Genomic DNA, 19,388 nt, shown 5'->3' with positions numbered 1-19,388 from the left:
AGACTATTTGGTGTTGCGTTTGACGGGGATGTCGAAAAAAAACCCGCAGAAGCGGGCTTTTTAGTTTACTTGCGTTTCATTGACATGAAAAACTCATCGTTGGACTTGAAATCTTTGAGTTTGTCGGTCAAAAATTCGGTGGCGCCCAGGTCTTCCATGTCGTGCAGCAGCTTGCGTAGAATCCACACGCGCTGCATCTCGTCTTCTTTCATCAACAGGTCTTCGCGGCGTGTGCCTGAGCGACGAATATTGATGGCTGGGTATACGCGCTTTTCGGCAATCTTGCGATCCAGGTGCAATTCCTGGTTGCCCGTGCCTTTAAATTCTTCGTAAATAACTTCGTCCATCTTGGAGCCCGTATCCACCAGGGCCGTGGCTACGATGGTCAGGCTGCCGCCCTCTTCGATGTTGCGCGCCGCACCAAAAAAGCGCTTGGGCTTTTCCAGCGCGTGGGCGTCCACACCACCGGTTAATACCTTGCCGGAGGAGGGGATTACGGTGTTGTAGGCGCGCGCCAGGCGGGTAATGGAGTCGAGTAGAATGATCACGTCTTTCTTGTGCTCAACCAGGCGCTTGGCTTTTTCGATCACCATCTCGGCAACCTGCACGTGGCGGGCCGGCGGCTCATCAAAGGTAGAGGCCACCACTTCACCGCGCACGCTGCGCTGCATTTCTGTCACTTCTTCCGGGCGCTCGTCGATGAGCAGTACGATCAGGTGGCACTCGGGGTTATTGCGGGTAATGGCCTGCGCGATGTTTTGCATCATGATGGTCTTACCGGCTTTGGGCGGGGCCACAATCAGGCCGCGCTGGCCTTTGCCGATGGGTGCGATCAAGTCGATGATGCGACCGGTTAAATCTTCGGTGGAGCCATTGCCGGCTTCCAACACCAAGCGGTCGTCGGGGAACAGTGGCGTCAGGTTTTCAAACAGAATTTTATTGCGCGAGTTCTCGGGCTTGTCGAAGTTGATGTCGTTAACTTTTAACAGTGCAAAGTAGCGCTCGCCCTCTTTTGGGGGGCGGATTTTGCCCGAAATTGTGTCGCCGGTGCGCAAGTTAAAACGTCGAATCTGGCTGGGCGATACGTAGATATCATCGGGTCCTGCCAGATAAGAGCTGTCTGCCGAGCGTAAAAAGCCAAAACCATCTTGTAGGATTTCCAACACGCCGTCGCCGTAAATATCTTCGCCGCTTTTGGCGTGGCGCTTGAGGATGTTGAAAATGATGTCTTGCTTGCGTGAACGCGCCAGATTTTCCAGGCCCATGCCTTTGGCGATTTCCAGCAGTTCTTCGATGGGTTTAGTTTTCAGGTCGGTAAGATTCATAAGAAAGTGCTTTATGGGGGGGTAAGGGAACTCGTCACCGCAGGCTATCAGCGGCTATGAGTTTCTGCGCTAAAAATGAGGTTAAAAAAATATTCAATATAAAACAGATAGCTGAATTAATTGGAGGTCACTCAAAAGTCAGTAGAGTACACAGCGAAAGTAAAAAAGCGTGTTTGGCGGCGCGTATTCGGGGGTAAACGCAATGCCACTGTCTGTAGCTGTCCCAGGGTATGTCCGAGCGGTTTTATGGCCGGTCAGGCCGTTGTTCTATATAGCGTTCGGGGGAAGGTACAGACGGGAATATCAAAGTTGAGCTGAGTATAAACACAAATTTCCGATAGTGCAAAAACTGAGCGCCGCTTTTTTGCGACGCTCGGCTGTCTTACAGTGCGGAGTTAATGAACTCGACCAGCTGTGACTTGGACAGAGCGCCCACTTTCATGGACTCCATCTGACCACCTTTGAAAATCATCAGGGTGGGGATGCCGCGAATGTTGAACTTGGCGGGGGTCTCTTTGTTGGCATCAACGTCCATCTTAGCGATGGTGATCTTGCCGGCCAGCTCGCCAGCCAGTTCGTCCAGTACCGGGGCAATCATTTTGCAGGGGCCGCACCAGGCCGCCCAAAAGTCCACCAGAACTGGGCCTTCAGCCTTGAGTACGTCTGCTTCAAAGCTAGCGTCGGATACGTGAACGATAGCGTCACTCATTGGGAATTCTCCGTAGGTTCTAAGGTTGTACACCTAGTCATTAGCCGTGCATCATAAAGTCAGAGCTTAGCCGGTACAAGCGGGCTAAGCAGTCACTGGCCCGATTTCAGGTGTGAACAGCCTAAATGGGGGCAAAATATGCCATTTAAAGGTGTCAGATGGCTGGCCTACTTGGTCAGTTCGCTCAGCAGCTGTTGTTGGGCCGATGCCAATTGCTCGCCGTCGGTGGCCTCTAGGCGCTGGTAGCCGCCGTCGGTACACAGCTGCCAGCCCTGGCGGTTGTCGCTTAGGTAGTTTTGTAAATCGGCCAGCAGGCGCCGCGCCAGGGCGGGCTCCTCAACCGGGAAACACACCTCGACTCGCCGGTTCAAGTTGCGCTCCATCAGATCGGCGCTGCCGCAATAAAGCCCCGGCTGGCTGTTGGCAAAATAGAACACTCGGCTGTGCTCCAGGAACCGACCCACCACCGAGGTGACGCGAATGTTATCGGAGACGCCAGCGATGCCGGGCCGCAGGCAGCACATGCCGCGCACGATCAGGTCCACCTGCACACCAGCCTGTGAGGCCTTGTACAGGGCCTGGATGATCTTGGGCTCGGTCAGACCATTGCACTTGATGATGACGCGACCTTCGGCGCCAGTTTCCTGGGCTTTGATTTCGTGGTCGATCATGCGCAATAGCTGGCGCTTGAGGGTAAAGGGCGCGTTGAGCAGTTTCTGGGGGCGCTCGGTTTTGCCCATGCCAGTGAGCTGCTGGAAAATGATGTGTACGTCGGCGCCCAGGACTTCGTCGGCCGACATGAGCGAGTAGTCGGTGTACAGGCGGGCATTGCCCGAGTGGTAGTTGCCGGTTCCCAGGTGCACATAGCGGCGCAGCTTGCCCTGCTCGCGGCGCACGATCAGGATCATTTTCGCATGGGTTTTATAGCCCACGACGCCGTACACCACCACCGCGCCCGCCTCTTGCAGACGGCTGGCCAGCTCCAGGTTTTCCTCTTCGTCAAAGCGCGCGCGCAACTCCACCACAGCGGTGACCTCTTTGCCGTTGCGGGCCGCCTCGAGCAGCGCGTCCACGATGGGCGAGCTGGAACCTGTGCGGTAGAGGGTTTGCTTGATAGCCAGGACATCCGGGTCTTTGGCGGCCTGGCTCAGCAGCTCCACGACGGGGGTAAAGGACTCAAAGGGGTGGTGCAACAGCTGATCGCGGTGGGCGATGGCCTGAAAGATATTGTCCTTGCGGGTCAGGCCCTTGGGAATGGTTTGCACAAAGGGGGCGTACTGCAGGTCGGGTCGGTGCAGCTCTTTTTCGGCGTCCATCAACCGCTTAAAGTTCACGGGGCCGTTGACTAGATAGAGTTCCTGCTGGCTGAGGCCGGTTTCGCGCAGCAGAAAATGGATGAGCGGCTCGGGGCAATCGTCCACTACCTCCAGGCGCACGGCGTTGCCAAAGCGCCGCGAGTGCAGCTCGCCGCGCAGGGCGCGGGCTAAGTCGGCCACGCCCTCTGTGTCAAAGTCCAAATCGGCATTGCGGGTGATGCGAAACTGGTAACAGCCCTTGATGGTCATGCCGGGGAACAATTTATCGGCATTGGCGTGGATGATGCTCGACAGAAAGACAAAGTTGTCGCCGCCGTCCACCAGCTCGTCCGGCATCTTCAGAATACGCGGCAGCGAGCGCGGCGCGGGGACCACCGCCAGACCGGTTTCGCGCCCGAAGGCGTCTTGGCCCTCGAGCGATACGATGAAGTTCAGGCTTTTATTCACCAGGCGTGGAAAAGGGTGGGCCGGGTCCAAACCAATGGGGCTGATGATGGGCAGTATGTCGGACTCGAAAAAGGCATCGGCCCAGCTGATTTGCGCGTCGGTCCACTGGCTGCGGGGGATGAAATGGATGGATTCTTGCGCCAGTGCGGGCAGAATCACGTCGTTTAGAATGCGGTACTGTTCGTCTACTAATGCGTGGCATTGTTGGCTGATGGCGGCCAGGACCTCCTGGGGGCTGGAGCCGTCCAGCTCGGTAATCTCGCGCTCCATGGCGATGCGCTGGCGCAGCCCGGCCACGCGTATCTCAAAAAACTCATCCAGGTTGGCCGAGCAGATCAGCAGAAATTTCAGGCGTTCCAGCAACGGGTGCGAGGTGTCCAGGGCCTGGTCCAGCACCCGGCGGTTAAAGTGCAGGTGGCTCAACTCGCGGTTGAGGTAATAGCTGGGGTTGTCCAGAAATTCGCAGACCAGATCGTTCATGGGGTACCAGGGTTTGCTAGGGTGTGAGGGGCGCGCCTGCGCAGGATTTGCCTGGGTGATCCAAGCACGCCTGTAACAAGTATAGTGAAGCCGCGTCAAAACAGCCGCATCCTACACCCACTTAATGAATAATTTGTGACCTTATGAAAAAAATAATTTTGCTCGCCGTCATTGCACTGGCTATCGGTATTTTTTACGCCGCCGGCGGGCAGTCGCTGCTAGAACCCGACGTCTATCGCCAATGGTTGGCCCAGCAACCGCTGCTGGCGGCGCTGGGATTTGGCGCGATTTATATTTTGGTCACGGCCCTGTCCCTGCCCGGCGCCGCGGTACTGACGTTGATCGCCGGCGGCCTGTTCGGCTTGGGGTGGGGCCTGCTGATTGTTTCTTTTGCCTCCAGTATTGGCGCGACTCTGGCCTTTTTGGCGTCGCGATTGCTGCTGCGCGATTGGGTGCAGGCCAAGTTCGGACGACAGCTGCGCACCATTAATCGCGGCCTGGAAAAAGACGGCGCGTTTTATCTGTTTAGTTTGCGCTTGATTCCGCTGGTGCCGTTTTTTGTGATCAACCTGGTGTTTGGTTTAACCAAAGTGAAAACCTGGACCTTTTACTGGGTGAGTCAACTGGGCATGTTGGCGGGTACCGCCGTGTATGTGAATGCCGGTGCGGAGCTCGGACAGCTGGACAGCTTGAGCGTGCGCGGAGTGCTATCGGCGGAAATCTTACTGGCGTTTGTGCTGTTGGCGGTTTTTCCCTGGCTCGCCAAATTACTGGTGGCACAGATCAATCGGTGGCGCGTGTACCGGCCCTACCGCAAACCGCGCAGCTTCGATACCAATCTCGTCGTGATTGGCGCCGGCAGTGCAGGGCTGGTTTCGGCCTATATTGCGGCGGCGGTAAAGGCCAAGGTGACCCTGATTGAAAGGCACAAGATGGGGGGGGATTGTTTGAATACCGGCTGCGTACCCTCCAAGGCGCTGATCCGCTCGGCGGCGGTGGCTCAGACTCTGCGCGACGCCGAGCAGTACGGGCTGCAATCGGTACAGCCCGCGGTGAATTTCGCTGAGGTGATGGCGCGCGTGCAACAAGCTATTGCGCAGGTGGAGCCGCACGACTCCATCGAGCGCTACACGGGTCTGGGGGTGGACTGTATTACCGGCGAAGCCAAACTGCGCTCGCCCTGGGAGGTGGAGGTCAACGGCCAGGTGATTCGCACTCGCGCCATCATCCTGGCCACCGGTGCGCGCCCGGCGATCCCCAAACTGACCGGCTTGGACGCGGTGCCCTACTACACCTCCGATACCATTTGGGATCTACGCGCCAATCCGGGCCGATTGTTAATTCTGGGCACAGGCCCGATCGGCTGCGAGCTGGCTCAGGCCTTTGCCAGGCTGGGCGTAGCTGTCACGCTATTGGGCCGCGCTGAACGCCTGATGCCGCGCGAGGATAGCGATGTGGGTGAAGCCGTGGCGGCGGTCTTTGCCCGCGAGGGTATCCGTGTTATTTGCGGTGCCCAGGCAGAGGCGGTGTCGGCGGAGGCGGACGGCTATTGCCTGACCTACAGCCGGGACGGCCAGCAACACGCACTGGCCTACGACACGCTGCTGTTGGCAGTTGGGCGGCAGGCCAATGTGACGGGCTTTGGCGCCGAGGATCTGGGCCTGGCCCTCACCGATAAACAGACCCTGGCCGTGGACGACAAGCTGCGTACGCGGTTTCCCAATATTTACGCCTGCGGCGATGTGGTGGGTCCCTACCAATTTACCCACATGGCCTCGCACCAAGCCTGGTACGCAGCGGTGAACGCTTTGTTTAGTCCGTTGAAATCCTTTGCCGTGGACTATCGGGTGGTGCCTTGGGCCACCTTTACCGCGCCCGAAGTGGCCCGCGTGGGCTTGAGCGAAGACGAAGCGCGCGCGCAGCACATCGACTACGAGGTGACGCGCTACGGGCTGGACGATCTGGACCGCGCTATTGCCGACGGGGCCGCCGAAGGCTTTGTGAAGGTGCTCACCGAGCCCGGCAAGGACCGCATTCTGGGGGCGGTGATCGTGGGCTATCACGCCAGCGATTTAATTACCGAATTTGTCAGCGCCATGAAATTTAAGCGCGGCCTCAATGACATTCTGGGCACCATCCATATCTACCCCACTGTGAGCGAGGCCAATAAATTTTTAGCAGGTAATTGGAAGCGTGCGCACGCGCCCGAGGCGCTGCTGGCGTGGGTGAAAAAGTTTCACGGCTGGCGCCGCTAGCGATGTGTCGATGGCGCGGACAATGCCCGCGCAGGCTAGCCAAATAACAACGGCGTTACCCTGCGCAAAAGCTAATCGCCTGGCGCGTTGGCCGTCGCCAGTAAGCCGGTAGGTGATTGTTTCGCACCGCAATTGTTGCATACACTGTGCGTCAGGCCGATGTACTTTTGGAGTCGCTATGCGCGCCACCTTGCCCGCCGCACTGCTAATTGTGGATGTTCAAAAAGCGATTGACGCACCCGCATGGACCGCCTTGGGGCCGCGCAGCACGCCGCAGGCCGAGGCGCAGATTGCCCGCTTGCTGGCGCACTGGCGCCAGTGCCGTTGGCCCATCGTGCACCTGCGCCACTCGTCGCCCCAGCCGGATTCAAGCTACTGTGCACGCGGACCGGGATTCCCCTTTAAATATGCAGTGCAAACGGGCGCCAAGGAGCGGGTAGTCACCAAGCGCACGAACAGTGGTTTTATCAACACGGCTTTACATGCCGAACTCAAGCAACTGCACTGCGAGCGTTTGGTGGTGTGTGGAGTGACCACCAATCACTCGGTGGATGCCACCGTGCGCCACGCCGCCGGTTTGGGGTATGAGGTGGTGCTGGCAACCGACGCCTGTTCGGCCACTGCACTGCAAACGGCGGCCGGCCAGGTGATTGATTCAGAGCAGGTGCAAGCCATTTTTTTAGCGAATTTAGCCGGTGAGTATTGCGCACTAAAAACCTGTGATCAGATCATGGCCTGCGCGTGAGTTTTTAACAGCCCCACTTTTTCGAAAGCCTGTTTGAGTGCCTCTACGGTGACGGGCTTGCTCAGGTAGTGGTTCATACCGCAGGCGTACACAGCTTCCCTGTGCTCTTGCATGGCATGGGCTGTTAGCGCCACGATAATGGAGTCGGGCAACATGTTGCGGCGCTCGTATTCGCGAATGGAGCGCGTGGCTTCAAAGCCGTCCATCTCCGGCATTTCGCAGTCCATAAGCACCAGATCGAAATCGGCATTGGGGGCGGTAATGGCTTCGAGCGCCTTGCGGCCGTTTTCAACGATAGTGGGCTCGATACCGAATTTCCCGAGCAGACCTTTGATCACCATGCGGTTCACCTGGTTATCTTCGGCCACCAGCACTTTCAGGTGTGCGTATAGATTGTTGTTGCTGATCACTTTGGCCTGGGTAGTGTCGGTTTCGTGACCCAGCAGGCTGGCCAAAATAATTTTTAATTTTTTGGGCGTCACCGGTTTGCGGCGCACTTGTTGGATGCCGGCCTGCGCCAGCTTTTCTGCATCGGGCATGGTATCGCCACCGGTTTGCATGGCGATGGGGAGCGGCCAGCCCATGTGCGCAATGATCTGCTCGCTCAATTTAAGCGCATCTATGCCGGGCATGTCGTTATCTAGATAGGCAAAATCCAGCGGCGGGCGCTTATCCGACTGCAACAGGGCCAAGGTTTGTTCGGCATTGGTCGTTTGGTGTACTTCGATGCCCCAACTGCGGGCGTGTTGATTAATGATGCTCGCCAGGTAACTGTTGTCTTCAACGACCAGCAGGTGTTTGCCGTGCATAAGCTGGTTGGGAATTTCCGCGGTTTGGCTGGCCTGATCCTCGGCTTCGGTAAAGTGCGCGGTAAACCAAAAAGTTGAGCCCTCACCCTCGGCGGAGTCCACACCAATTTCGCCGCCCATCATTTCGGCCAGCCGCTTGCAGATGGCCAGGCCCAAACCCGTGCCGCCAAACTTGCGCGTAGTGGAGCTGTCGGCCTGACTGAATGATTGAAACAGGCGCGCTATGCCCTCGTCGTTGATGCCGATGCCGCTGTCGCGAATGCTGAAACAAATCAGGGGGGTATCGTCCTGCTGTAGGTGCAGGCGTCGCGCCTCGACGATGACAAAGCCCTCGCTGGTAAATTTAAAGGCATTGCCAATTAGATTGATCAACACTTGCCGCAGGCGCGTTTGATCGCCCAGCAGATTTAATGGCGTACCCGGCGCTACACTGCCAATCAATTCGATGTGGCGCTTGTTCGCGGTGGCGCCAAAGAGTTGCACACAATCTTCTAGCAGATCTTCCAAATTGAAGGGCGCAGACTCCAGCTCCATTTTGCCCGCTTCAATTTTGGAGTAGTCCAGAATATCGTTGATGATGTCGATCAGTGTTTCGCCCGAGCGGTGAATTACATCCAGGTAGTGTTGCTGGGTATTGTTCAGTGGCGTGTCGCGCAGGAGTTCCACCATGCCGATCACGCCGTTCATGGGCGTGCGGATTTCGTGGCTCATGGTGGCGAGGAATTGGCTCTTGGCCCGGTTGGCCGATTCGGCCACTGCCTTTTGGCGCTCGGACTCCATTTTTTGCTGTTTTTCCGTGAGCAGTGCCGTTTCGATAGCCTGGCGCTGCTCGATATCTTCCAATAGTGAGTTGCGCATTTGGTTAAAGGCGTTGACCACATTGTCCAGCTCGTCGGGCTGGTCTTCATCTTTGTGGCGTTTGAGTTTTAACGGTGTCGAGAGGTTGTCGAGGCTTAACTGGCGGGCGTACTGGGCAATGGTTTCCATGTGTCGCGTGAGTAGTGAGCGCACCAGCCACAAAATAAACAGCGAGATCAGCAGGGTTTTGGTGCCTTGCAGTACGCCGATGTAAAGTGCGCGTTCCCACAATTTACTGTATACGCTGTTGAGGCTGGCGGTGATGATTAGAGTGCCCAGTTCCTGCTCGGGAGTATTTGGGTCGGAATAAATGAGCGGGTACTCTTTAATCAGCGTGCCCCGGCTATTGGTCTCGGAGGTGTTTACCTCCAGATTGCCGGAACTGGCGGTCATGGCTTGATCGACATTGTTCCAGTCGCGCCAGACCACCGTTACCTGCGCCACATCTTCCACTTCCAGTACCGACTGAATCTGCACATTCAGTTGCTCTTCGTCAAAGCCCCAAAGACTTTTGGTAATCGATGGCAGGGTGCTGATACGCACCTGGTCCAGGCGCTTGTTAAGTGCGTCTATATCGTCGTGAAAACTGACGTAGAGTTGTACCAGAATGGCGAACAGTGCCATGGCGGAGCTACTGATAATAATCAGCGCCAGCAGACGAGTAGCGATGGGGTTTTCGCGGCGATAGCGGGTCAGGCTGAACATGGGTGCAGACAGTTTCCTCTGGCCGGGCTTTTGGCGCCTCCCTAGGGGGGCATCCCAAGGGGGCTTGTGCGTGCGCGGGCTGCGTGCGCCAGCGCAGCTGCAAGAGCAAGTGTAGCAGGCTAATCCGGTTCAAAGGCCAGCAGCAGGCGATTCAAAAACCGGCTGCCCAGCGGCGTGGGTTGTAGCCGGTGCGGGAATATCAGCCCCTGTGCACGCAGCTCGGTCAGGGCGGGTTCCAGCGCGGTCGCGGGCAGGTTGGTGCGGGCTGTAAACAGCGGCGCGGGCACGCCCTCGGTGAGCCGCAGGGCGTTCATCATAAACTCCAAGGGTAGCTCGGCGGCAGTCAGCCGTTCGCTGTTGGCGGCAAATCGGTAGTTGTTGCCGGGGCTGCCTTCAGTGTGCAGGCGCGCCAGGTAGTGCTCGGGCAACCGCGTCTTCCAGCGGCGGTCAATCAACAATTGGCCGTCGTGCCAGTGGCTGATTTTGCCGTGCGCGCCCGCGCCCACGCCCACATAATCGCCGAACTGCCAATAATTCAGATTGTGGTGCGCCGCTTTGTGGGGTTTGGCGTAAGCGGAAATTTCGTATTGCGCGAGCCCCGCTGTTGCCAACAACGCCTGGCCCTGGTCTTGAATATCGGCCAGCGTGTCTTCCACCGGCAGGCGCGGCGGCTTGCGAAAAAATTCGGTGTTGGGCTCGATGGTGAGCTGGTACCAGGACAGGTGATTGGGGTCGAGTGCCAGGGCCTGTTGCAGATCGGCGCAGGCGTCGTCTGGCGTTTGAGCGGGCAGGCCGTGCATTAAATCCAAGTTGAAATTGTCAAAGCCGGCGCGCCTGGCCATGGCAACGGCAGCGATAGCTTCGCCGCCACTGTGAATGCGGCCGAGGTGCGCCAAGTGTTCGGCGTTAAAACTTTGCACACCAATGGACAAGCGGTTCACGCCCGCCGCGCGGTAACCTGCAAAGCGGCCTTGCTCGGCGGTACCCGGGTTGGCCTCCAGGGTAATTTCCACATCGGCGCTAAAACCAAAGCGGCGCTCGGCGCCGGCAAGCAGCGCGCCTATGGCGTTGGCACTAAACAGGCTGGGGGTGCCGCCGCCAAAAAACACCGAGCTGATGGGCCGGCCCTGGGCAGCGGCGACCTCGTCGTCCATGTCCGCCAACACCGCCTGCACATAGTCGGCTTCGGGTAGCAGGTGGCCGGCTTTGTGCGAGTTGAAGTCGCAATAGGGGCACTTGCGCACGCACCAGGGAATGTGGATATACAGCGATAAGGGAGGCAGCGAGTTCACTCAGCCGCCCGACAAATGTTTCAGCTGCTGCAACAAGAGGGCGAGCGCTTTGCCCCGGTGGGAGAGCGCATTTTTGTCGGACTTGCCGAGTTCGGCGGAGGCACAACTGCGCTCGGGTACCCAGAACAGCGGGTCGTACCCAAAGCCGTTGTCGCCCCGCGGCTCGTGCAAAATGCGGCCGCGCCACTCGCCCTGGCAGATGATGGGCACCGGGTCTTCGGCGTGGCGCACCAACGCCAGTACGCACAAGAAGCGCGCACCGCGCTCGGCTTCGGGCAGGTCTTTAAGCGCCTCGAGGAGCTTGGCATTGTTGGCCGGGTCGTTGCCGTGCTCGCCGGCGTAACGGGCGGAGTAGATGCCGGGTGCGCCGCCCAGGGCGTCCACCGACAGGCCGGAGTCGTCGGCCAGCGCGGGCAGGCCCGACAGGCGGGCGGCGTGTCGGGCTTTCAATAGGGCATTCTCAACAAACGACAGGCCGGTCTCATCGGCATCGGGGATGTTGAAATGCGATTGCGGCAGCACCGAAATTCCGCAGCCTGCCAGCATGTCGTTCAGCTCTTTAAGTTTGCCTGCGTTGTTGCTGGCCAGTACCAGTGAGTTAAGGGCTGACATAGAGTTTCCGGGAAAATTTCACGGCCAAGGTATCGCCGCTAGGCGTGTTAATCGAGAGCTGAAAGTGCATCATCTCTTCATTGGTAAAGCGCAGTTCGGCCAGGTAGTAGGTGGCCCCGGTCTCGGCGACTTTTTTGAAAACCAGCGACTTTTGCTGTTGCATCAGGTTAGTGGCACTGCCGCTTATGTCCGCCGGCACGCCCAGGCTGTAGCTGCCGTCGGGCTGTTTGCGGGTTACCGCAACATTGACCAGTACGCGATCTTTGGCGCGGGTAAATCCCAGGGCGTCGGCGGTGCCGGGCTGCAAAAAATCGCTGGTAAAGGTGCTGAAGTGCACGCGGTAATCGCCCTGGTCGACCCAGGGTTGCGCTTCAATTGGCTGGGCAGTGGGCGGTTCGGGTTGCGCCAGCGCGCCGGGTGTAATCGCCAGCCAGCAAAGCGCGACTAGTGTGACAAAGATGTGTTTGTGCATCGCTATTTACTCAAGTGATAGACCGCATTCACGGCCAGTAAATTGGGTGCCAGATCGATGATTTTGTGGGTGCCTGCAGCACCGGTAACCTGGCGCTGCAGTATGCGAATATTTTTTTCCGCACACAGCACCTCGAAATCTCGCACCGTGCAAAAGTGAATGTTGGGTGTGTCGTACCATTGATAGGGCAGCAGGTCCGACACCGGCATGCGGCCGCTGGTGGCCAGGTGCCAGCGCGCCTTCCAGTGACCGAAATTCGGGAAGGCAATAATGCACTCGCGGCCCACGCGCAGCATTTCATCTAGCACCAGGTGGGGAAAGCGCATGGTCTGCAGGGCCTGGGTCATGATCACCAGATCAAAACTATTGTCGCCGAAGCGCGTCAGCCCCTCGTCCAGGTTGTGCTCAATGACATTGACGCCCTTGGCAATACAGGCGTTGATTTCGTCGGCGCCAATTTCCAGCCCGTAGCCTTCCACCTGGCGGCTGTCGCGCAACAACTGCAGCAGGCTGCCGTCGCCGCAACCCAAATCCAGCAGGCGCGAGCCGGGCTTTACCCAGGCTTCGATAATGGAGTGGTCTATGCGCAGGCTCATGCATCCACCTCCGTGTCTAAGGTATTCATAAATTGTGTGAACACCTGTTCGTAGCGCGGATTGGGCAGCAAAAAGGCATCGTGACCAAAATTGGACTCAATTTCAGCGTAGCAAACCGGCTTGTTGGCAGCCATCAACGCGTGTGCAATTTCGCGCGATCGCTCGGGGGAAAAGCGCCAGTCGGTGGTGAAGGACACCACCAAAAAGCGCGCTTTGGCGTGCGCAAAGGCCTGGGCCGGGTCGTCGTTATATTCGCGCGCCAGGTCGAAGTAGTCGAGTGCGCGGGTCATCAACAGGTAGGTGTTGGCGTCAAAATTGTCGGAAAAAACATCGCCCTGGTAGCGCAGATAGCTTTGCACCTGAAACTCCACCAGCTCGTCGCGGCCCTGCTCGAAGCTGCCCGAGCGCAGTTCGCGGCCAAATTTTTCCCCCAACCCGTCGCCCGACATGTAGGTGATGTGGCCGATCATGCGCGCCACCGCAAGGCCCTGTTTAGGGCTGGTCTGGTGGGCCAGGTAATCGCCGTTGCAAAAATTGGGATCCGAGGTAATGGCGTTGCGCGCAGTCTCGTTAAAGGCGATGTTTTGCGCGGTGAGCTTCATGGCCGAGGCAATGACCACGCAGTTGCGCACCCGGTCCGGGTATTCCAGCGTCCAGCGCATGGCCTGCATGCCGCCGAGCGAGCCACCCACCACCGCGGCCCAGGTGCGAATACCCAGGTGATCGGCGAGCTTGGCCTGGGAGTGAACCCAGTCGCGCACCCGCAGTGTGGGAAAGTCTGGCCCCCAGGGCTTGCCGGTGTCGGGGTTGATGCTGGTGGGGCCGGTGGAACCCGCGCAACCGCCGAGGTTGTTGACCGCCACCACAAAAAAGCGCCGAGTATCGATGGATTTACCTGGGCCGATGTAGTGGTCCCACCAACCGGGTTTGCGGTCGTCCTCGCTGTGGTAGCCAGCGGCGTGGTGGGTGCCCGACAGCGCGTGGCAAATGAGCACGGCGTTGCTAGCGTCGGCGTTGAGCTGGCCATAGGTTTCATAGATCAGCTGATAACCGTTCAGTACCCGGCCGCAGGCCAGCGTGAGCGGCTCGGTGACGGTGAGGTATTCAGGTTTCACTATGCCAACTGAGTTGGCGTCGGGCTTGGGCACGTTGGACTATCCGGTCGCGGTTAACGTTGGCCGCAAGTCTAAGGATGCACCCGTGCCAGGGCAAGCGGGTGCGAACTAAATTGGCGTCCCACTAAACGTTGGACGCGCTTTTGGTGTGCAGGTTGACCACATTGTCGGCGCTTTCCGCACTCGGCTGCAGAGCGCGGGTGCTGCTGATAATGGTATCCAGATCCATCAGCGCAGTTTCCAAGGTGGCAATCTGCGTCTTCAGCGCCGCCACTTGCTCCTGCTGACCGCTGCTTTGCAAATTCAGATTGGCCAGTTGCAGCAGTTGCTCGTCCAGTAATTTTTTCTGGTAGAGGTTGCGGTGGTTGAGCGGCGCCAGGGCGTCCTTTAGCCAGCTGTCGATGTCGTTGCGCAGCTCGGCAATCAGATTGCGCGTTTCCTGGGCGATGGTACCCAGAAAGCGCGTCATCAAACTTTGCTTACTGGTGAGTAGATTGCCCAATCCGAGCGAGTACTGTTTGCTGTGGGCGCGCAATTGGTTGGCGCGCGCGCGATAGTGGCGCAAATTAAACTCGTGGTTGCGCAGCAGATCGGGATTGACGTTGCTGTCTTCGCGGCGGTAGATGGATTGCATCACCGTATTGGCCTGCACCAACTGATGATTCAGGTTGGACAGGCAGTGGTCGATGTTGTCGAAAAATTCCTGCACCACCCGGCCCACCCCAAAGGTGTGCCAGCTGGCGGCCAGCTGGGACTGGGCCAGGGCGATATGCTGTTCGATAACCGTCTCGCCGATGGGGCCCAGCAGGCTGTCGCGCTGGCGGTACAGCAGGCGTTCGCTGGATTTCAGCGACAGGCTTTGCTTGTGGTATTGGTGGTGAATGCGCTTGATGTTGGCGCGCAGGCTGGCCAAGGTGGCCCGGTGTTCGGCGTCGCTGCGAGCCGCTTCCACCTCCGCCAAATCGCGATCGGCGGCGTACAGGCGTTCGCGCAACAAGTTGCTGGTGTCGTCCATGATGGTGAGCAGGTCGTTTATCAAGCGGTGGCTGGCCAGGCGGGTGCGGTTGTCGATCAGCTTACTGGACAGCACTTTTTCAAGTTTGGGCAGCTGGCTGCGCATTAGCAGTGGCGCATCGCCCTTGGCGTGGGCCAGAAGCGCCTGTTTGGCCGACAGGGTCAATACCTGCTCCAGCGGCTGCTGCAGTTGTCGCGACGTGGTTTCGCGCACTTTGTGAATGGCCAGAAGTATGTCTTCCTGGGGCTGTAAGTCGTCCCAAAGGGTGTCGATTTTATTAAGCAGGGTGAGCACTTCGGTGCCTTGGGTGTGGCGCAGAATGTTGATGTGCTCGTTCCAAATTTCCATATCGGTGGCGGTGACGCCGGTGTCGGCAGACAACAAAAACAACATAGCCTGCGCGCTCGCCAGCGTGCTGAGCGCCAGCTCCGGTTCGTTGCCCAGGGCATTCAGGCCCGGCGTGTCGAGAATACGCAGACCGCGCGCCAGTAGGGGGTGATCCAGGCTCACCAGGGCGTGGCGCCAAACGGGCACTTCCACCTTATCGGCGCTGTCGCGCGAGCGCACCAGACCGTCGGTATCAAAGCCCAGGCGCTCGGCCTCTTGCACGGAAACTATTTTGACCTCGGCAATACGCGCCATGGCTTCGCGCACCTGCTCGGGGTTGTGGGGGTCGAAGTGGGTGCTGACCCATTTTTGTGGAATGCGTTTAAAGGCCGCCAGGGCCACGTTGGAGCGGCGGGTTTCGATGGGCAGTAGGCGCACGCAACCCTTGGGGATATTCGGGTCGCGGTAGATCTCTGTGGGGCACATGGTGGTGCGGCCGGGTTGCGAAGGCAGCAGCCGATGGCCGTATTCGGCAAACAGCAACGCGTTGATCAGCTCGGTCTTACCGCGTGAAAACTCACCCACCAGCGCCAGGGTGAACTGGTCGCTGTCGAGCAGTGTGCGGGCGTGCTGCAAGCTCTGCTCGGCCGCCTTGGAGGTGACCTTGTGGGTGTGCAGCCAGTGCATGAACGCCTGTAGCTGGGTGTTGAGCTGCTGCTTCCAGTGCTGGAAGCCGGACAATTGGCGGTAGAGTGATGCGTGATCCATAAGACAACCTGTTGCAATAGTGGGTGCTCGCCAACCGTTGACGCGACCCACCTTATTGTTCTTTTGATAGCCGCCCATTAAAACCGAATGGTGTGCAACTTCAAAGTTCTCGTTATAACGATTTGGCGCTATTAGGCCATTTTTATTGCTTTTGACATTGCTAAAGCGGCCTTTGGTCGTGTCATTTGGAGCGCCCTTGCATACAATGGCGACCCAATATACAGACCTGAAACCAAGGGGTGTGATGTGCTGATTGCTGTAGGTGGCTTGATTGTTGGCTTAGTGTTGTTGACCTGGAGCGCAGATAAATTTATCGACGGCGCAGCGGCGGTGGCGCAGCTTTTGGGCATGTCGCCACTACTGGTAGGCATTTTGATTGTTGGTTTTGGTACTTCCGCGCCAGAAATGTTGGTATCTGCCATAGCCGCTTGGCAGGGCGAGCCGGATCTGGCCTTGGGCAATGCCATCGGCTCTAACATTGCCAATATCGGTTTGATCGTCGGTATCACCGCCATTCTGGCGCCTATCAGCGTGCATTCGCGCGTGGTCAGCCAGGAAATGCCGCTGATGCTGGTGGCCACCGGCCTGGGTGTGTTGGTGCTTACTAACGGCTGGTTGGGCCGGGGCGACGCGGCCTTGTTGCTGGGTGCTTTGGGGCTGTATATCGGCTTTGGCGTGTGGCAGAGCGTGCAGTCGCCCGACGACGCCTTGGGTGCCGAGGCAGACGCCAGTATTTCCCACGAACAAAGCGGCGTGAAAGCGGCCACCGCGCTGGTGATTGGCCTGTTGGTGCTACTGGCCAGTTCGCGCTTGCTGGTGTGGTCGTCCACAGAAATTGCTCTGGCGCTGGGCATTAGCGAGTTAATTATCGGCTTAACCGTAGTGGCGCTGGGCACCAGCCTGCCGGAACTGGCCGCCAGCATCGCCAGCGTGCGCAAGAATCAGCACGACATGGCCATCGGCAATGTCATTGGCTCCAATGTGTTCAATATTTTGGGGGTGGTGGGTATCGCCGGCTTGATTCACCCGGATGCGGTGGCACCCGACGTGTTGGGCCGCGATGCGCTGGTGATGGTATTGCTGTCGGGTGCGCTGGCGATTCTGTGTTATCGCGCGATTAAGCGCGCCGCCATTCGCCGTTGGCAGGGGGTGCTGCTGGTGACCGCCTATGTGGGTTACAACGGCGCACTGGCAATGCAGGTGATCGGTTAGCGTCCGGTCGCGCCCCGTGTCACCAGGGCCGCCTAGCGGCCCTTTTTTGTGTCCGTATCTGTCCAGCTAGCTGTGTTGGTGTACCCATTGCAGTGCGCTGTGTGGCTTAGTAGCCCAAAAACAGCCAAGCGGGCATGGCCAATTGCTGGGCAAAGGTGGGGATCAGAAAGTTGCTGATAATCTGCAGGCCGATGATTAGCACCAGCGGGCTAAAGTCCAGGCCACCCATGGGTGGAATCACCCTCTGGATGGGACCCAGTACCGGTTGCATTAACTGCCGGATCAGCAGCAGCGCCGGGTGGTAGCTTTGCGGCGCCACGAAGCTTGCGATTACCAGAATAATCAGCGCCCAAAATAGCAGGCTGGCCAGGCTTGCCAGCACCATGACCGCGGACCAGGCAAGCAGGTAAAACGGGTTCAGAAATCCAAAGCCCTTGAGCAAAATAATGGATTGCGCCAGCGCCATGGCCACCAACAGCGCCAGCACAATAGAGGCGAAATCGACGCCCATAATGCCTGGAATTACCTTGCGTAAAGGCAGCAGCAGCGGATTGGTGGCTTTCACCACGGCCTGCGACAGCGGGTTGTAGAAATCGGCCCTGGCGATTTGTAGCATCAGGCGCAGCAACACCACCATCAGGTAGAGGCTGCCCAGGGTCTTCAGAAGAAATATGACGATATTTACCAGGGTGTCCAAGGCTTAGTTCCCCATCTCTTTAGCCATTTCGGCCGCGCGCTTGGCGCAGCGGGTCATCGCGCGGCTCACCATAGCGTGAATGCCGTCTTCTTCAAAGGAAAATACCGCCTGCTCGGTGGTGCCGCCCGGCGACATTACGCGGCGCCGCAGGGTGTCGACGGGCACGTCCGACTGGGCTGCCAGTTCGGCGGCACCGGCGGCGGTTTGCAGTGCCAGGGCGCGGGCAGTGGCGCGGTCGAGCCCCATGGCCTCGCCCTGGTCGATCATGGCTTCCATCATCAGAAAAAAGTACGCCGGTGCCGAGCCGGCCACGGCGATGACGGCGTCGATAAGCGCCTCCCGATCGACCCAGGCCGTAATCCCCACGGCGCCCATCATTTCCGCTACGCGCGCGCGCTGCAGCTCGGAGACGTGGCTATTGGCAAACAGGCCGCTGGCGCCCTTGCCCACCAGCGAGGGTGTATTGGGCATGCAGCGCACGATGGCGTGTGTCGCGCCCAGCCAGCTTTCATAGCTGGCCATGGGTAGGCCTGCGGCCACGGTGACGATGAGCGGCTGGTGATCCAACGCCGGTGCCAGATCCAGGCACACAGCTTTCATCATCTGGGGCTTGACCGACAGTACCACCACATCGGCCTTGGCGGCTTCGCGGTTGTCGGTGGTGGTTTGAATGCCAAATTCAGCAGCCAGGGCATCCAGCTTTGGGGTGCTGCGGTTGCTGGCGATAATTCGTTCGGGTGCGACACCCTGTTTGACCATTCCGCCGAGAATGGCGGCACTCATATTGCCGGCGCCAATAAATCCGATGCGATAACTCATGGGGCTTCCTGTTGTGAATGTGTATTAATGGTGGGGGCTAATGCCAAAATTTCCAGCCCGGCTCGCGGGGCGCCGGCCTAGCTGCAAGCTAGGTGCGGGGCCCAAAGATGTCGGTACCCACCCGCACAATGGTGGCGCCCTCGGCAACGGCGGCTTCGAGATCGCCCGACATACCCATCGATAGAGTGTCCAGTGCCAGGCCCTGGGCATTGAGCGAGGCTAGCAACGCGCGGACCTGGGCAAAGGCCTGGCGTTGCTGCGCGGGCTGGCTACGGGGCGCGGGAATGGCCATCAGGCCGCGCAGGCGCAGGTGTGGCAGGTCCGCCACGGCCTGGGCCAGTTCGGCGATTTCCGCCGGCGCCGCGCCCGCTTTGCTGGGCTCGGCATCTATGTTGACCTGCAGGCATACGTTCAGTGGCGGCCGGCCATCGCCGCGCTGTTCACTCAGGCGTCGCGCAATCTTTAACCGGTCTACACTGTGTACCCAGGCAAAGGACTCGGCCAGCGGCCGGGTCTTGTTGGATTGGATGGGGCCGATAAAATGCCATTCGATGTCGAGGTCGGACAGGGCCGCTTGCTTTTCCAGCGCCTCTTGCAGGTAGTTTTCGCCAAAGCAACGCTGGCCTGCGGCATAGGCCGCGCGCAGCCGGTCTGCTGGCTGGGTTTTACTGACCGCCAAAAGGGCGACGCTGTCACGGGGGCGGTGGGCTAAATGGCTTGCCTGTTGCAAACGGGCCTCCACCTGCATTAGTTTGTCGGCAATCATGTGCATATACTGGTATGGCAAAGCGTTGATCGGTAAACACGCGCTGCA

General features: G+C 58.7%; 16 protein-coding genes. 3 read left to right on the top strand and 13 right to left on the bottom strand.

The window, feature by feature from the left end; translation table 11 throughout:
* Positions 1–65 precede the first annotated feature (65 nt).
* From rho to ppk1, 3 genes are all read right to left on the bottom strand, one after another.
* Positions 66–1,325, bottom strand: coding sequence for a transcription termination factor Rho (rho, locus tag ACW8F6_RS08875; protein WP_491575500.1), 1,260 nt, complete (start codon positions 1,323–1,325; stop codon positions 66–68).
* A gap of 382 nt (positions 1,326–1,707) precedes the next feature.
* Entirely contained in the window at positions 1,708–2,034 is a 327-nt protein-coding gene (gene trxA / locus ACW8F6_RS08870) for a thioredoxin TrxA (protein ID WP_253358479.1), read from the bottom strand.
* A gap of 167 nt (positions 2,035–2,201) precedes the next feature.
* Positions 2,202–4,277 carry a polyphosphate kinase 1 gene (gene ppk1 / locus ACW8F6_RS08865; RefSeq protein WP_491575499.1) on the bottom strand — a complete coding sequence of 692 codons (2,076 nt, stop codon included), beginning with the start codon at positions 4,275–4,277 and terminating at the stop codon, positions 2,202–2,204.
* A 143-nt stretch (positions 4,278–4,420) separates the two neighbouring features.
* Between ppk1 and ACW8F6_RS08860 the strand changes: the two genes are divergently transcribed.
* Complete coding sequence (locus ACW8F6_RS08860; protein ID WP_491575498.1) at positions 4,421–6,532, top strand: dihydrolipoyl dehydrogenase family protein; 2,112 nt, start codon at positions 4,421–4,423, stop codon at positions 6,530–6,532.
* A 178-nt stretch (positions 6,533–6,710) separates the two neighbouring features.
* A complete protein-coding gene (locus ACW8F6_RS08855; RefSeq protein WP_491575497.1) occupies positions 6,711–7,277 on the top strand; it encodes an isochorismatase family protein in 567 nt (188 codons plus the stop codon).
* On the opposite strand, the gene ACW8F6_RS08850 is transcribed toward ACW8F6_RS08855, so the two are convergent.
* From ACW8F6_RS08850 to ACW8F6_RS08820, 7 genes are all read right to left on the bottom strand, one after another.
* The gene (locus ACW8F6_RS08850; protein WP_491575496.1) at positions 7,256–9,649 is read right to left on the bottom strand and encodes a response regulator; all 2,394 of its coding nucleotides are present in this window, start codon (positions 9,647–9,649) and stop codon (positions 7,256–7,258) included. The two genes, ACW8F6_RS08855 and ACW8F6_RS08850, sit on opposite strands and share 22 nt — an antisense overlap.
* Before the next feature lie 119 nt (positions 9,650–9,768).
* Positions 9,769–10,941 carry a radical SAM family heme chaperone HemW gene (gene hemW / locus ACW8F6_RS08845; protein WP_491575495.1) on the bottom strand — a complete coding sequence of 391 codons (1,173 nt, stop codon included), beginning with the start codon at positions 10,939–10,941 and terminating at the stop codon, positions 9,769–9,771.
* Positions 10,942–11,553 carry an RdgB/HAM1 family non-canonical purine NTP pyrophosphatase gene (rdgB, locus tag ACW8F6_RS08840; RefSeq protein WP_491575494.1) on the bottom strand — a complete coding sequence of 204 codons (612 nt, stop codon included), beginning with the start codon at positions 11,551–11,553 and terminating at the stop codon, positions 10,942–10,944.
* Complete coding sequence (locus tag ACW8F6_RS08835) at positions 11,540–12,025, bottom strand: DUF4426 domain-containing protein (RefSeq protein WP_491575493.1); 486 nt, start codon at positions 12,023–12,025, stop codon at positions 11,540–11,542. The genes rdgB and ACW8F6_RS08835 overlap by 14 nt, the downstream gene beginning before the upstream one ends.
* A gap of 2 nt (positions 12,026–12,027) precedes the next feature.
* Entirely contained in the window at positions 12,028–12,615 is a 588-nt protein-coding gene (gene metW, locus ACW8F6_RS08830; protein ID WP_491575527.1) for a methionine biosynthesis protein MetW, read from the bottom strand.
* A gap of 2 nt (positions 12,616–12,617) precedes the next feature.
* Positions 12,618–13,769: a homoserine O-succinyltransferase MetX gene (gene metX / locus ACW8F6_RS08825; protein ID WP_491575492.1), complete on the bottom strand. Its 1,152-nt coding sequence runs from the start codon at positions 13,767–13,769 to the stop codon at positions 12,618–12,620.
* A 91-nt stretch (positions 13,770–13,860) separates the two neighbouring features.
* Positions 13,861–15,846 (bottom strand): dynamin family protein, encoded by a 1,986-nt coding sequence (locus ACW8F6_RS08820; RefSeq protein ID WP_491575491.1) that lies wholly within the window; start codon positions 15,844–15,846, stop codon positions 13,861–13,863.
* A 246-nt stretch (positions 15,847–16,092) separates the two neighbouring features.
* Here ACW8F6_RS08820 and ACW8F6_RS08815 point away from each other — a divergent pair, with 246 nt between their 5' ends.
* The gene (locus tag ACW8F6_RS08815; RefSeq protein WP_491575490.1) at positions 16,093–17,058 is read left to right on the top strand and encodes a calcium/sodium antiporter; all 966 of its coding nucleotides are present in this window, start codon (positions 16,093–16,095) and stop codon (positions 17,056–17,058) included.
* Positions 17,059–17,164: 106 nt separating this feature from the next.
* On the opposite strand, the gene ACW8F6_RS08810 is transcribed toward ACW8F6_RS08815, so the two are convergent.
* The 3 genes from ACW8F6_RS08810 to ACW8F6_RS08800 all read right to left on the bottom strand — a co-directional run bounded on the left by ACW8F6_RS08810 (position 17,165) and on the right by ACW8F6_RS08800 (position 19,346).
* Positions 17,165–17,755, bottom strand: coding sequence for a YggT family protein (locus tag ACW8F6_RS08810; protein ID WP_491575489.1), 591 nt, complete (start codon positions 17,753–17,755; stop codon positions 17,165–17,167).
* A 3-nt stretch (positions 17,756–17,758) separates the two neighbouring features.
* Positions 17,759–18,574, bottom strand: a complete 816-nt coding sequence (gene proC / locus ACW8F6_RS08805) for a pyrroline-5-carboxylate reductase (protein ID WP_491575488.1) — start codon at positions 18,572–18,574, stop codon at positions 17,759–17,761.
* Positions 18,575–18,662: 88 nt separating this feature from the next.
* The gene (locus ACW8F6_RS08800) at positions 18,663–19,346 is read right to left on the bottom strand and encodes a YggS family pyridoxal phosphate-dependent enzyme (RefSeq protein ID WP_491575526.1); all 684 of its coding nucleotides are present in this window, start codon (positions 19,344–19,346) and stop codon (positions 18,663–18,665) included.
* Positions 19,347–19,388 lie beyond the last annotated feature (42 nt).

Source organism: Simiduia sp. (genome assembly GCF_058345725.1).
This window is presented reverse-complemented; position numbering and strand designations above follow the sequence as displayed.

Excerpts from the sequence above, each read along its gene's own strand:
- rho (WP_491575500.1), bottom strand. The coding sequence starts at position 1,325 with ATGAATCTTACCGACCTGAAAACTAAACCCATCGAAGAACTGCTGGAA.
- trxA (WP_253358479.1), bottom strand. The coding sequence starts at position 2,034 with ATGAGTGACGCTATCGTTCACGTATCCGACGCTAGCTTTGAAGCAGAC.
- ppk1 (WP_491575499.1), bottom strand. The coding sequence starts at position 4,277 with ATGAACGATCTGGTCTGCGAATTTCTGGACAACCCCAGCTATTACCTC.
- ACW8F6_RS08860 (WP_491575498.1), top strand. The coding sequence starts at position 4,421 with ATGAAAAAAATAATTTTGCTCGCCGTCATTGCACTGGCTATCGGTATT.
- ACW8F6_RS08855 (WP_491575497.1), top strand. The coding sequence starts at position 6,711 with ATGCGCGCCACCTTGCCCGCCGCACTGCTAATTGTGGATGTTCAAAAA.
- ACW8F6_RS08850 (WP_491575496.1), bottom strand. The coding sequence starts at position 9,649 with ATGTTCAGCCTGACCCGCTATCGCCGCGAAAACCCCATCGCTACTCGT.
- rdgB (WP_491575494.1), bottom strand. The coding sequence starts at position 11,553 with ATGTCAGCCCTTAACTCACTGGTACTGGCCAGCAACAACGCAGGCAAA.
- ACW8F6_RS08835 (WP_491575493.1), bottom strand. The coding sequence starts at position 12,025 with ATGCACAAACACATCTTTGTCACACTAGTCGCGCTTTGCTGGCTGGCG.
- ACW8F6_RS08820 (WP_491575491.1), bottom strand. The coding sequence starts at position 15,846 with ATGGATCACGCATCACTCTACCGCCAATTGTCCGGCTTCCAGCACTGG.
- proC (WP_491575488.1), bottom strand. The coding sequence starts at position 18,574 with ATGAGTTATCGCATCGGATTTATTGGCGCCGGCAATATGAGTGCCGCC.
- ACW8F6_RS08800 (WP_491575526.1), bottom strand. The coding sequence starts at position 19,346 with ATGCACATGATTGCCGACAAACTAATGCAGGTGGAGGCCCGTTTGCAA.